The organism is Gordonia sp. SCSIO 19800, from assembly GCF_018132775.1.
GTDB classification, from domain to species: Bacteria; Actinomycetota; Actinomycetes; order Mycobacteriales; family Mycobacteriaceae; genus Gordonia; species Gordonia hongkongensis.
Map to the genome: position 1 here is coordinate 25,607 of NZ_JAGRQM010000005.1, position 13,041 is coordinate 38,647.

General features: G+C 67.2%; 10 protein-coding genes and 1 tRNA gene. 5 read left to right on the forward strand and 6 right to left on the reverse strand.

Features of this window, described 5'->3' with window-relative positions; all coding sequences use genetic code 11:
* Positions 1 to 5: 5 nt before the first annotated feature.
* From KB201_RS07570 to KB201_RS07580, 3 genes are all read left to right on the forward strand, one after another.
* Positions 6 to 87: transfer RNA gene (locus KB201_RS07570), tRNA-Leu, on the forward strand.
* A 62-nt stretch (positions 88 to 149) separates the two neighbouring features.
* Complete coding sequence (locus KB201_RS07575; protein WP_078113569.1) at positions 150 to 1,493, forward strand: hypothetical protein; 1,344 nt, start codon at positions 150 to 152, stop codon at positions 1,491 to 1,493.
* Between the two features lie 3 nt (positions 1,494 to 1,496).
* Positions 1,497 to 2,885 (forward strand): PQQ-binding-like beta-propeller repeat protein, encoded by a 1,389-nt coding sequence (locus KB201_RS07580; protein ID WP_078113570.1) that lies wholly within the window; start codon positions 1,497 to 1,499, stop codon positions 2,883 to 2,885.
* 1 nt (position 2,886) lies between these two features.
* Here the strand turns inward: KB201_RS07580 and KB201_RS07585 are convergent, their stop codons facing one another.
* The 3 genes from KB201_RS07585 to KB201_RS07595 all read right to left on the reverse strand — a co-directional run bounded on the left by KB201_RS07585 (position 2,887) and on the right by KB201_RS07595 (position 5,640).
* Positions 2,887 to 3,171, reverse strand: coding sequence for a hypothetical protein (locus tag KB201_RS07585; RefSeq protein ID WP_078113600.1), 285 nt, complete (start codon positions 3,169 to 3,171; stop codon positions 2,887 to 2,889).
* A gap of 311 nt (positions 3,172 to 3,482) precedes the next feature.
* A complete protein-coding gene (locus tag KB201_RS07590) occupies positions 3,483 to 3,842 on the reverse strand; it encodes an Lsr2 family protein (RefSeq protein WP_226513021.1) in 360 nt (119 codons plus the stop codon).
* Between the two features lie 112 nt (positions 3,843 to 3,954).
* Positions 3,955 to 5,640 carry a hypothetical protein gene (locus KB201_RS07595; RefSeq protein WP_249145225.1) on the reverse strand — a complete coding sequence of 562 codons (1,686 nt, stop codon included), beginning with the start codon at positions 5,638 to 5,640 and terminating at the stop codon, positions 3,955 to 3,957.
* Positions 5,641 to 5,831: 191 nt separating this feature from the next.
* On the opposite strand from KB201_RS07595, the gene KB201_RS07600 reads away from it, so the two are divergent.
* Positions 5,832 to 6,590, forward strand: a complete 759-nt coding sequence (locus KB201_RS07600) for an HNH endonuclease family protein (RefSeq protein ID WP_254859753.1) — start codon at positions 5,832 to 5,834, stop codon at positions 6,588 to 6,590.
* A 45-nt stretch (positions 6,591 to 6,635) separates the two neighbouring features.
* Complete coding sequence (locus tag KB201_RS07605) at positions 6,636 to 8,162, forward strand: methyltransferase (RefSeq protein ID WP_307848054.1); 1,527 nt, start codon at positions 6,636 to 6,638, stop codon at positions 8,160 to 8,162.
* Between the two features lie 350 nt (positions 8,163 to 8,512).
* Here the strand turns inward: KB201_RS07605 and KB201_RS07610 are convergent, their stop codons facing one another.
* From KB201_RS07610 to KB201_RS07620, 3 genes are all read right to left on the reverse strand, one after another.
* Positions 8,513 to 9,682: a PLP-dependent aspartate aminotransferase family protein gene (locus tag KB201_RS07610; RefSeq protein WP_058250282.1), complete on the reverse strand. Its 1,170-nt coding sequence runs from the start codon at positions 9,680 to 9,682 to the stop codon at positions 8,513 to 8,515.
* Between the two features lie 8 nt (positions 9,683 to 9,690).
* Complete coding sequence (gene opgC / locus KB201_RS07615; protein ID WP_058250006.1) at positions 9,691 to 10,992, reverse strand: OpgC domain-containing protein; 1,302 nt, start codon at positions 10,990 to 10,992, stop codon at positions 9,691 to 9,693.
* Between the two features lie 69 nt (positions 10,993 to 11,061).
* Positions 11,062 to 12,849: a long-chain fatty acid--CoA ligase gene (locus KB201_RS07620; protein ID WP_211538763.1), complete on the reverse strand. Its 1,788-nt coding sequence runs from the start codon at positions 12,847 to 12,849 to the stop codon at positions 11,062 to 11,064.
* Between the last annotated feature and the right edge of the window lie 192 nt (positions 12,850 to 13,041).

Consider the following 13,041-nt stretch of genomic DNA (forward strand, 5'->3'; position numbering starts at 1 on the left):
CCCACGCGCGAGTGGCGGAATTGGCAGACGCGCTGGATTTAGGTTCCAGTGTCTCAGGACGTGGGGGTTCAAGTCCCCCCTCGCGCACTCTGTGCTTGTTCGGCGCCGGCCGGCCTGACGGCGTCTGTAGGTGAAGCGGAGCGGCATCGATGGTCGACGACACGGGCTCGTCGGCATCAAAGCGGGCGTGGACCTACGCATTGGCACTGGTATCGGTTGTCGCTCTCGCCTTCGTGGTGGTCGGGCTGGTGCTGCCGCCAACCGATCCCGAGCTGACGACGCCGTCCCCGGCGTCCTCGGCGACCGAACATTCCGATTCCGCTGCCGTGAAGACACCGGTTGTCGTCAGCGAGCCGGTCGACCCGAACGCCCCGATCCCTGGATGCACCGTCGTCGAGGCTCCCGACCAGTCGGGCTACACCGCGTACACGGGGATGGGGCAACCGACATACGACAACCCTCAGTTCCCGTGGTTCAACGGGCCGAAGGCGACCGCGATGTCGACAGCGCTGGTGAACGCGCTGCCGGTCGAAGCCGAGATCGAATTCGCGAGTCCGGAGCAGTCATTTGTCTTCCAGCCGATCATCGCCTTCGGCGAGCCGGATCCGGAGCCTCGCGGATTCACTTCGGCCCGAGGCGTATTGATCAATGGTGAGGGCAGAGGCGCTGTTTCGGTCGATGTCCGGCGCGCGTCAGCGACTGTTCCGTCATGTGTGGCAGGGCAACTCGACGAGCGTCGTACGCTGCCCGACGGCGTGGTGGTCGACGTCCACGACACCTGGCAGGAAGTGGACGGGGTGCGCGCGCTGAGCAGGACGGCACGTGCCTACGTGCCCGACGGATCGTGGATCATCGCGCGAGCCGATGACGCGATCGGCGGCAGCAGGCAGGACCACAGTGGGTCGATCCCGCTGACTGTCGACGAGCTGGTCCGGATCGTCCGTGATCCGGGGCTCCGCGTCAGCACTCCGGTCGCCCCGGATACACCGGCGCCGATGGAGGATTGCGCCAACCCGTTCGAGTCGTACAAGGGCCCGTCGGTGACGCGTGGGAAGGCTCGCGCTCTCGATTCCGTTCTCGCAGCGGTCGATCTGGGCGGCGCCCGGTTGCCGCCGATGGTGCCGGTCGGTTCGAACGCGGAGGGCATGCTGTGCACCGGTGTCGCGAACCTCGGAGATGGTGTGGCACTCGAGATCACGATCGTCGGCGGTCAACCGAGGCCGTCTGTGGAACGCCCGGTTCCGGGTCGGGGCAGCCAGAAGACGCAACGCACCCTACTCGACGGCACCGTGGTCCAGACCGACGTCGTGCGGCAGTCGAGGCTTTCGACGACCGACCCACGGCAACAGATCAGGGAGACGACCCATTCGGCGGTGGTGACCCGCCCGACTGGCACGCGCGTCTCGGTGAGTTCGACGGCGGCCTCACCGACCGAGCCGCTGTTGATACAAGAGCTGGAACAGATCGCCCTGACACCAGGATTGGAGCTCTGACCGGTGCCGGCCCGAAGCACGTGGACACTGATTGTCGCCGCGGTGGCCGCGGTCGTGACGGTCTCCGCGGCAACCGTGGTGTGGGTGGACCGGGTTCCGGCCACAGTGCAGAAGATCACCGGAACGACAGCGGCGACACCGGGTTTGGCGTGGTCGCTCGACCCTGCCGACCGGCTGGGTCGCCCCTTCGCGGCTTTCGCCGACCCGCGCGCGGGCACTGCGTACGGGGTCGGCGAACCCGGAATGATCCGGTCCGGCGACACGCTTCTCACCGTCGTCGGTACCCCGAACGAGGGAATGACCCTCGGTGACCCCGTGATGATCGGCATCGACGCGACAAACGGACAGGTTCGCTGGCAGGCTCCGGCACATGACCTCGTCAGCTGCAGTGACGTTCCCCTCCATGGCATGATCTACTGCCACGCCCTGCGCAAGAACCACGAACTCGTCAGCTACGACATCGACTCGGGTGAATCCGTACGACGCAGGGTCTCCGAGAACATCTTCGCCATCACGACCACGTCGGACGCCCTGTACGTCGCTGAGGGCAACGTCGAGGAGGACGACGTGCGAGTCCACTCGGGCACCTTCGACGACGTGTCCGCCCACTGGACCCGCCGACTCGACATGGGCGCCTCCTATGAGGAGGTGTACAGCAGCGAGGCTCTCGCCGTGATCGATGGTGTGGGCCTGGTGCGCACCGGCGGCGACGTCGCGCAATTCGATGCAACGTCGGGCGCAGAATTGTGGACCAACGGCTCACAATGCGTCGGAACGTCGTCACTGCTGCCGGGCGGGTTCCTCGTCCACGCCGACACCGGTTGCCGGTCGGCCGGTCACGCGACCGAGCAACTACTCCGGGATCCGGACGGGAAGGTGATCGCGTCGAGTTCTGCCCCCACCGTGCAACGACCGGGGTACGAGTCCACGACCGACGCCGACCCCGTCCTGCTCGGCGACTCGGCCTACGACCGCGCCACCGGCGACCGGCTGTGGACCAACGGCGACCTCATTTCGCGCGACTCCAACGCAACAGGAACCGTCACAGCGGTCGTCGACGGCGTTGTGTACCTGCTCGACACCAACAGCAGGGTCCGCAGCGAGAGTGGCATCGACCTCCACACCGGGAAACGCCTGTGGCACAACGTGTGGGATGAGTATGCGAACGCCACGGTGAGTCCAGATGCTTACCGTGATGGTCTGTTGGCCGGTAGTGATGGCACCGCCCTGACCGCTGTCGACGTCACCACCGGCGAGGTCGCGTGGACGGCGCCGTTCCTCGCGATCGATTCCGACCCGGAGGCGTTCGCAACCGGCAGTGCACTCGAACCCTACGGCGACGGCTGGATCTTCTCGTCCGACCGTCGGATGATCGGGCTCGCGCCGCTCTGAGTCACAGCTCGCCCGAGATGACCTCGACCGCGTCGTCGTCGGCGAAGACGATCTGATGATCGTCGGTCGAGATCGCCCAGCGGCGCAGTCGGGCGGTGTGCTCGTCATCGATACGGGTCTCGACGGTGGTGTCGCCGGCCAGGTCCGCGAAGTCGTCGACGACCTCGCCCTCCCTTGTCGAACCGTCGTCGAGCGTGACCCTGACCCGGGCCGCCACGGTGACCTCCCCTGGGGCCTCGCCGTCAGCGTGGTCGGCGTCGACCGACTCGTTCTCCGTTGTGCTCATCCGGTTGTCCTGTCCCCCTCGGGTGGCCTCCGACGGTGACTGCATTGCACGTCGGTGGCACACCATGCGTGGACATCAGTTTATCAAAGATGTCCATTGACAGGATGAAGACGGGGAAGGTGCTGATCGGTGGCGGAATCTGCGCGGCATCTCGATTCGACGCCGCCGCAGGGTTTTTCCGCCCTGCCGGCGGAACTCCTTAGGGCAGAACGTAATCGGCGGGGGATCGACAATCAGCCCCGCGGAAGAACAATCGCCAGAGTCCGAAGAATCGGGCTCTGGCGATCAATGTGACAACACGGTGGGCTACATCAGTGTGCGGAGTTGTATGCCTCGACGATGTCGTTCGGAATGCGGCCGCGTGCGGACACCTCATATCCGTTCTCGGCTGCCCAGTCTCGAATCGAGGCATTCACCGACGCACCACTCCCGGCGGAATTGGTCTTCGTCCGTGCGGATGGCGACCGTCGTCGGCCACCGACCCGGGTCGATGCCTTGAGTAGTTTCGCGACTGTCACCTTGCCCTGCTCGATCTTGTCGAGATTGGCAGCGGACACGTCGAGTTCGTAGTCGACACCGAGCCACGACCACGAAACGGTCTGTGCGTCTTGGGGATCGAGTTCGCGACCGTCCAGGTCGTCGACAAAGGTCACCGTCTGAATTTTCGACACGCCCCCAACGGTAGTCGATAGACGCGCGGGAAGCATGGACCTGCGCTTTCCCGGTGTCGGGATTCTCGGGCGAATCGTCCGACATCGCGATTACCGAATGCGCAACACGGAGTCAATCGCGGCCGGGAATGGCGAATCGGGGCGGTTCGGGATGGCGAATGGATTCTTCCGGACGTGACGGTTCCGATGTTCTCGACGCCGATGACCGGGAGGCTTCCGGCTTTCGCGTCGGCTTGATGCGGGGAGTCGAGTCGGTTGTCGTCCGCCGATTGGCCTCCGCGCCGAGTCCGCTGCCCGTCGTGTCGTCGACGCGTAGGCACATCGACCGGATTACGTGGTGCGCGGTCACCAGTCCGTAGGTCATCGGCAGGCCCAGGACCGTGACGAGCAGTCTGGTGGGTCGTAGCGGGCTGTCACCGACGATCGACGGCTCGATGACATTGCCTACTTCCCGGATCAAATGCAGCGCCAGCTTGTACGCATAATGCGCCGCGGTGATCGGTTTGCTGACCGTGAGCTCGTCGAGCGACACGGTCTCCCATGGGTCCGCCCCGTGGCCGATGTTGTGCCCGATGCCGAGAAGGATGTCGAGCGGCGCCCCGCCGAAGATCGGGATCAGCGAACCGAACAACGACGCCGCCAACTCGCCGACGGAGCGGTCCTCCGCCGGGTCGAGCGGAATGAGGTTGTGGTGAATGCGAATTCCGCGCATGGCACCGAGAATTCTGGTGGTCTCGGCCCGGATGCGGGGTGCGTCGGCGGGGTTGTTCTCCTGCGCCTGCGCAGACACATACCGCACCAACCGGCCGAGTGTGAGCGACCCGATCGGCGTACACGTCTCGACATCCGCCAGTGCGAGGTGTTCGGCGATCTCGGCCACCATCGGCGGGATGGGGATGTCGAAATGCACGGTGTCGCTCGCGCGTCCGGCGAGGGCGCGCTGTTCATCGGTGACGCGTGCGAGGCACTGCTCGAGGACCGTTCTCGCGGTGGCCCGCAACAGGGCCTTCACCGCGAATTCCGACGAGAAGACGAAGGCCGTGATGAGCCAGTTGTAGGTGACGAACTGGGCGAGGCCGTCGGCCTCGGTCCCGGCGAACGGGCTCCCGAGGTCGGGTGCCGAGCCGATGAGGAGCCGTGCCGGGACCAGGACGGTGGTGAACATGTAGAGCCACACCGTCTCCACTGCCTGGATGACGGTGATGTTCCCGAGCGGAATCGCCTCGGTGTGGCGGCCGTCGCGGATCTTGAGGAGGTTCGAGACGAGCAGTTGGGAGATCGGGTCGCGGTAGTCGAGTGCGGGATCGTCGTCGTCCGCCCCGAGGGTCAGCGGATGTTCGGTGACGGCGAGGGTCGAGATGTGCAGGCGCCGCATGTCGCGGTGCGCCGCTATCCGACTTGCCCGGGCCGACGCGTGCATAGATGGCGGCAGGATGTCGTACACCGCATCGAAGATCGAGTCGTACACCACTGCAAGGGTCGTGAAATCACCGCTCGCGCAGCGTGTCTCGACGCCTTCGAATGATTTCGGCGTCGGCAGCAGCGGGCGCGTCAGGGTCTCGATGCGCTCGAGTCGTTCAGGGTAGGTCTCGGTCTCCGGGTCGACGGTCGGAGTCAGTTCGTGGACCGGCGTCGCACGCAGGGGTGACGCGGAGAAGGGTGCCGGGCTGCCGAGCACCGCGGCGGTGCCCGACCCGCCGGCAAGTGTGGGCAACGACATCGCCAGTGTGAACACGGCGATCATCCGCAGAACCCATGGCGGTACACCCCGCGCCGCATTGCCCCGACCTGAACTCATGCACCCACTACCCGAATAGTCGTCCGATGACCCGGCGACACCGCCGGCGATCGTGCGCCGCGGCGGCGTCGTGCGTGACCACAGCAGTCCGCGAAGGGAAAGTTAGTCGAACGAAGCTTAAGGTGCGCGGCGAGAACCCGCGCACCGGGTCGGCGAACGGGGATGTCGGCGCGCCGTGCAACGATTCCGGGGTGAGGCGTCGAGCGGCATGGTTGTCGGGAGTACTCGCCGCGGTGCCGGTCGCCGTGGCGCTCGTGTCGTGCGTCGACGTCGAACCCGCCCCGGGCCTCGAGCGCCCCTCATCCGAGCGCACCCAGTCCATGCCCTCGACGACGGGGCCATCGTCACCGCCGGCTGGTGTGTCACCCGATATGCCACCACCGGCGGCCGGCCGTGAACAGGCCGATCTCGCGTCGCTGCAGGTGAAGGGTCGCGCGCCCAAGACCGGATATGAACGGTCGCGATTCGGTAGGGCATGGGACGACGCGGTCGACGTGCAGTACGGCCGCAACGGTTGCCGGACCCGGGAGGACATCCTGCGGCGAGACCTCACCGGCATCACCTTCCACGCCGACGGGTGCCGGGTGCTCGCCGGCACACTGGCCGACCCGTACACCGGTACAACGATGCCGTTCACCCGAGGCGAGGACACCTCGGCGCTGGTCCAGATCGACCACGTCGTCGCATTGTCGGACGCCTGGCAGAAGGGCGCGGCCGGGTGGACCGCGGTCAAGCGCATCGAGTTCGCGAACGACCCGCGAAACCTCCAGGCCGTGTCGGGAGCCGTGAACCAACAGAAGAGCGACGGCGACGCGGCGACCTGGCTTCCCCCGAACAAGTCCTACCGGTGCACCTACGTGAGCCGGCAGATCGAGGTCAAGAAGATCTACGGGCTGTGGGTGACGCCTGCCGAACGCGACGCGATGAGTCGGGTCCTCGCGTCGTGCTGAACCCGTCGAGCCGCGGGCGCGCACGTCGTCGGTAGCGTGGAGACCGTGACCTCGGACCAGGGACGACCCCGACCACTCGCTGATGCCGCAACCGTCGCGGCGCTCGGCGCTGATCTACGGTCGGCGGGGTACAACAACGACGGCGTGACCGAACTGCTCGGCGCCGACGCCCACGATGCCCTCGTCCGCGGAGTCTGGTGGCCCGCCCTCGCAGTGACCCGAGAGGTCACCGGCGAAGACGCGCGGCTGGCGACCCTGATCCGGCTGTTCCTGCTGGGTTCGGACGAACCGGAAAATGCGATCGCCGAGGCTTTTCCGACGTGCAGCACCGATTCGCTCGTCGCACAGGGCGTACTGACACGCGTCGACGACTCACGGGTACGCGCCTGCCTGGACATCCGGCCGCACGCAGACGACACCCGCGATTACCTCGTCGTCGCCGACCAGGACGCCGCGATGCGGCCCGGACCCGTTGCCCGCGACCACGTCCTGGGGATCGGCGGCGCGTCGATCTCGCTGGCCCGGGCCGTCATCCGCGAACCCGTCCGCCGAGCTCTCGACATCGGAACCGGATGTGGCATCCAGGCGCTGCATCTCGATGCGCACTGCGAGCAGATCGTGGCCACCGACACGAACGACCGGGCGCTGGCGCTGGCTGCGGCGACGGCCCGCCTCAACGGGATGTCGTGGGATCTGCGGGCGGGGAGCATGTTCGAACCCGTCGCGGGGGAGCGGTTCGACCTGATCGTGTCCAACCCTCCGTTCGTCATCGGCGCGGGCGGGCAGGACTACATCTACCGCGACTCGGGCGTCGTCGGAGACGGGTTGTGCGAGCAACTCGTCCGCGAGTTGCCTGCCCATCTGAATCCTGGTGGCACCGCCCAGATCCTGGCCAACTGGGTCATCCGCGAGGGCGAGGACTGGCCGGAACGGGTCCGCTCCTGGCTCGCCGGCACCGGACTCGACGCCTGGGTCGTCCAGCGGGAGGTCGCCGACCCCATCAGCTATGTGTCGCTGTGGTTGTCCGATGCCGGTGAGGACGAGGCGACCGCCGCGCGGCGAGGTGCGGAGTGGCTCGAATGGTTCGAGGCCAACGGCATCGTCGCCATCGGGATGGGCTCGATCACCGCCCACGCCCCACTGCCGGGCGAGCGTCGCGAGGCCGACGTCGTGATCGAGGAGATCACCGGAGCGGGTGAAGAAGTCACCGGATACGAGGCGCAGGCGTTCTTGGCGCGACGACGCTACCTGCGGGAGACCTCGGACGAGCAGCTACTGACCCGTCGCCTCTCGGTGGCGCCGGTCATGCTCGAGGAGCACTCGCTCCCGGGTGACGAGGGCTGGCAACAGGTGTCGGCAACTGTGCGCAGGCCCGGTGGTCCGGGCGCCGTACTCGGCGTCGACGAGGTCTCGCGCGCACTGCTTGCCGGCAGTCGGGGGCAGGTCCCGCTGGGCGTACTGCTCGAACTGCTCGCCGGCTTCCACGGCGTCGACGCCGAGGCCCTCGCGGAAGCCGCGTTGCCCGTCGTCCGCGAAGCGATCGGCCGGGGGATTCTCTACGAGGCGATCTGAGAGGGGTTGTGGCGGAGGTGGTTTCGACACGGCTCCTCGCTTCGCTCGGTGCCGGCTCAACCAGCGGGGGTGGGCTCCTCGCTTCGCTGGGTGCCGGCTCAACCAGCGGGGGTGGGCTCCTCGCTTCGCTCGGTGCCGGCTCAACCAGCGGGGGTGGGCTCTCGGCTTCGCTCGGTGCCGGCTCAACCAGCGGGGGTGGGCTCTCGGCTTCGCTCGGTGCCGGCTCAACCAGCGGGGGTGGGCTCTCGGCTTCGCTCGGTGCCGGCTCAACCAGCGGGGGTGGGCTCTCGGCTTCGCTCGGTGCCGGCTCAACCAGCGGGGGTGGGCTCTCGGCTTCGCTCGGTGCCGGCTCAACCAGCGGGGGTGGCCGGGAAGGTCGCGTCGAGCGCCGCGGCGAGATCCGCGATGAGATCGTCGGCGTCTTCCAGCCCGACGGAGAACCGCAGATGTCCCCACTCGCGGAACGGTTCGGGGTAGGCCGCGACCCGTGGGCCGTCGGTGCCGACATGGACGATGAGTGACTCGTCGTGTCCCAACGACACCGCCGAGGTGATCGTCGTCAGCGCCGCGACGAATCGGTTCTGGGTGGCCGGATCGCCGCGCACCGCGAACGCGATCATGGCCCCGAAGCCGCGGCCGCCGAACTGTCGTGCCGCGAGGTCGTGTTCGGGATGCGACGCCAGACCCGGGTACCGCACGTAGGTGATGCGCGGGTCGTCGTCGAGGAAGGCCGCGACCCGCTCGGCATTGCGTTGATGCTGGGCGAACCGGAGCGGCAGGGTGATCGCGCCGCGGGCGATCAGCCATGCGTTGAACGGCGAGATGACGCCGCCGACGTCGACCATCGCCTGTTCCCGGATCTGCGACATGAGCTCCGACCGGCCGAGCACGGCACCGCCCATGGCGTCGCCGTGCCCGTTGATGTACTTGGTCAGCGAATGGACGACGAGGTCCGCGCCGTCGGCGAGCGGACGGTACAGAGTGGGCGGCGTGAAGGTGGCGTCGACGAGCAGCAGGGCGTCGGCGTCGGCGGCGATCTGCGCCAGCGCGCCGATGTCGGCGACCTTCGTCGTCGGATTGGCGATCGTCTCGGCGATCAGCATGCGGGTGCTGGGGCGCAGGGCGGCCCGGGTGGCGTCGAGATCGCCGACATCGACGAAGGTCGCCTCGATCCCGTACTTGGTCGGCAGCAGTTCCGACCAGAGCTTCCAGGTGGCCTCGTAGGTGGTGTCGGACACCACCACGTGGTCCCCGGCGGACAGGAACGTGAAGAACACCGCGTGCAGCGCGGCCACGCCCGAGGCCAGGACGACGGCGTCGTCGGCCTCTTCCAGTGCGGCCAGCTTGTCCTGCAGCGCAACCTGATTGGCGCCGGTGTTGCGTGTGTAGAACAGTTGCTCGGTGCCCGACCAGCTCATCGCCTCGGGTTCGGGCGGGAGGTGATACGAGTTCGCCATCGTGATGGGCGTCCGCACCGACGGGCCCGACGAATCGTTTCCGGCGTGCACGCTGCGTGTCATCTCACCCGTCACGGATGAACTCCCATCGGCTCGGTCGCACGTGTCCCGGCCGGCGCTGTTCCGGCCCGGACTGGCCCGTCTCGTTCTGGCCCGTCTTCGGCTGTCCCGGTCCGGTCGACGCCGGGCAGGTCGTCGACGACCGGTCGGGGTTCCCGGGTGACGTCCGAGCTCTCCGGGGTGGGGACGCCGGGCTCGGGGCCGGGGACGATGTCGGGTCGATGCGGACGCACGAGCCGGACCATCCGCAGCGGTAGTTTGTGCAGTTTGTCGACGTGAGCGAAGTACCGGAACTCGGCCCACCCCCAGCAGGCGGCGAACACCAGGAGCGCGACGGCGTCCATCGTGACGGTGTTCCAGGGGCGGTGTGCGATGTGGATCGGCACCACGACGAGGGCGATCGCCTGGATGACGTAGGAGTCGAGACTGCGGGTACCGGTCATGACGAGTGGGCGCAGCCAGTTGTGATGCCACCACCTGAGCAACAGTCGGAAGATCCCGTAGACGGCCGGAATGGCCAGATAGGCGCCGATCGCGCGGGCCGGGCGGAAGTCGAGTTTGTCGGCGACCGCCGGTTCGAGATGGGCCCACGGCCCGTAGTCGATGCCGAAGTGAAAGAACAGTGCCACCGCGAGCGCGACGGCGACGATCGCGATGATCCAGCGGTCGACGAACTCCGTCACACGCCACTGCGACCAGTTCCAGCCGATCACCAGTGCCGGGACGAACATGATCTGCCAGCCGGCGACGTTCTGGATGTGCGGTGCCGCCTGGTAGGCGCTCAGATAGAACCAGTCGGGGGAGTGGACCAGCGAGATCAGGTACAGGGCGATCGAACCGGCGAGCACCCAGCGCCACCAGCCCTGACGCAGGAGGGGGAACAGCCCGAAGGCGGAGATGAGCAAGACCATGTACAGCAGCAGGATGTTGCCCCCGCTGGGCAGGTAATCCATGGTCAGCGCCAGGCGCAGGCCGTCACCCCACCCGTCGACCGGCAGCAGGAGTGTCAGCCATCGGTGACCGGCCAGGGCGGCCGCGACCGCGACGAGGGCGATCGCCAGCTGGCACAGATAGAGGACGACGATCCGCTTGGCAAGACGCTTGTATGCGAAAGCCAGCCCATGGCGAGCGACCCATCGTTGATAGACCAGACCCAGCACGACGCCCGAGAGCATCACGAACGCGGACATGCCGTCGACGTACGGGAAGGCGTGGGTCGGGGTGGCCAGCACGGACTCATGCGCGAAGTGCGCGGTGATCATGCTCCAGATGGCCACCCCGCGGGTGGCATCGATGGCCAGGTCTCGTTTCATTGACTTGCACGATAGACAGCGCCGCGGCCCGGGGGCATCCCGGGCCGCGGCGAGTCGTGAGAGATCCGCTCAGGTGTAGAGGTCGGCGATCGCTTCCTTGTGCGCGTCGTGGATGACATTGCGCTTGAGCTTCATGGTCGGGGTGAGCTCACCGGTGTCGATGGTGAAATCGGTGTCCAGGATCGAGAACTTCTTGATCGCCTCGGCGTTGGAGACCTTGGTGTTCGCCTCCTTGACCGCGGCGTCGATCTCGGCCTTGAGATCGGCGTTCTCGACCAGGTCCGAGATCGGGGTGTCGGCGGGCAGGCCATGACGGTCCAACCAACCGGGCACGGCCTCGGGGTCGATCGTGATCAGCGCGGCGATGAACGGCTTGTTGTCGCCGACGACGAGGCATTGGCTCACCATCGGGTGCGCCCGGATGGTGTCCTCGAGCTGCGCCGGGGAGACGTTCTTGCCGCCCGCGGTGACGATCAGTTCCTTTTTGCGGCCGGTGATGAAGAGGTAGCCGTCGTCGAGGGTGCCGATGTCACCGGTGTGGAACCACCCGTCGCGGATCGCGTCGTCGGTGGCGGACTGGTTCTTCCAGTACCCACCGAACACGACCGGCCCCTTGAGCAGGACCTCGCCGTCGTCGGCGATGGCGACGGTGACGCCGGGGATCGGGCGTCCGACCGAACCGACCTTCTGGTTCTCCTCGTTGTTGGCCGTCACCGCGGCCGTGGTCTCCGACAATCCGTAGCCCTCGTACACCGGGATGCCGACGCCGCGGAAGAAGTGGCCGAGGCGCGCACCGAGCGGAGCGCCACCGGAGATCGCTCCCTCGCACTGGCCGCCGAGGGCGTCGCGCAGCTTTCCGTACACGAGCTTGTCGAAGACGGCGTGCCGGAGCTTCAGGCCGAGGCCGACCTTGCCGGCTTCCGTCGCCTTGCTGTATTCGATCGCCGTGTCGGTGGCCTTGTCGAAGATCGACCCCTTGCCGCCGTCGTAGGCCTTCTGCTTGGCCGAGTTGTACACCTTCTCGAACACGCGCGGCACCGACAGCACGTAGTTCGGCTTGAACACGCCCAGGTCCGCGACGAGGTTCGTCAGGTCGTTGGTGTGGCCGAGGATCACGCCGTTCTCGACGCAGCCGACGGCGACGACGCGGGCGAAGATGTGCGCCAGCGGCAGGAAGAGCAGCGTCGACTTGCCCTCCCGCATACCGGCGCCGACCGCGTCGCGGGTCGCGGCCGTCTCGGCGAGGAAATTCGCGTGCGTCAGGACGACGCCCTTCGGCCGTCCGGTGGTGCCCGAGGTGTAGATCAGCGTGGCGGCATCCGACGACAACGCATTCGCCTGACGCTGGTCGAGGTCCGCGTCGGCGGTCTTCGCGCCGCGCTTGGTGACCGTGGGGAGCGCGTGGTCGTCGATGACCAGGGTCTCCTTGAGGGTGGGCGTCTCGTCGATGACCCGGAGATGGCGGGTGTAGTGCTCATGGTTCTCGACGAACAGCAGCTTGGCGCCGGAGTCCTCGAGAATCCACTGGACCTGGTCGGGGGCGGACGTCTCGTAGATCGCGACGGTGCACGCCCCGGCGCGCCAGATCGCGTAGTCCAGCACGGTCCACTCGTAGCGCGTCGACGACAGGATCGCGACGCGGTCACCGGCCTGCACACCCGAGGCGATCAGACCCTTCGCGACCGCGTCCACCTCGTCGGTGAAGTGCTTGGCGGTGACGTTGACCCACTGGTTGTGCGAGCGCTTGCGGAAGAGCGGCATCGTGGGGCGCTCCGCGCGGTAGCGCAGGATCGTGTCGACGGTCGTCGCCTTGTCGTCGATCGTCAGATCGGACGGGGTGGCGTACTGCTGCTGCATGGCACTCCTGAGACGGGAGAACAAATGGACATTCCGGACACCGGTGTGCGTGTGACCGGGACCGATGGCCGGATGAGTGGCACTGACAGTACCAGTATTCGTTAGATGCATCACACCGGTGACCGAACGTGGCTCGTGCCCTGCTCAGGGGGCTGGTGCGACCCCGCCCGGGCGTGATGCCGACTTTCTGGT

What these genes read in the sequence shown, in the direction of transcription:
- KB201_RS07575 (WP_078113569.1), top strand. Translation starts at nt 150, where the DNA reads ATGGTCGACGACACGGGCTCGTCGGCATCAAAGCGGGCGTGGACCTAC.
- KB201_RS07585 (WP_078113600.1), bottom strand. Translation starts at nt 3,171, where the DNA reads ATGAGCACAACGGAGAACGAGTCGGTCGACGCCGACCACGCTGACGGC.
- KB201_RS07595 (WP_249145225.1), bottom strand. Translation starts at nt 5,640, where the DNA reads ATGAGTTCAGGTCGGGGCAATGCGGCGCGGGGTGTACCGCCATGGGTT.
- KB201_RS07610 (WP_058250282.1), bottom strand. Translation starts at nt 9,682, where the DNA reads ATGACACGCAGCGTGCACGCCGGAAACGATTCGTCGGGCCCGTCGGTG.
- opgC (WP_058250006.1), bottom strand. Translation starts at nt 10,992, where the DNA reads ATGAAACGAGACCTGGCCATCGATGCCACCCGCGGGGTGGCCATCTGG.
- KB201_RS07620 (WP_211538763.1), bottom strand. Translation starts at nt 12,849, where the DNA reads ATGCAGCAGCAGTACGCCACCCCGTCCGATCTGACGATCGACGACAAG.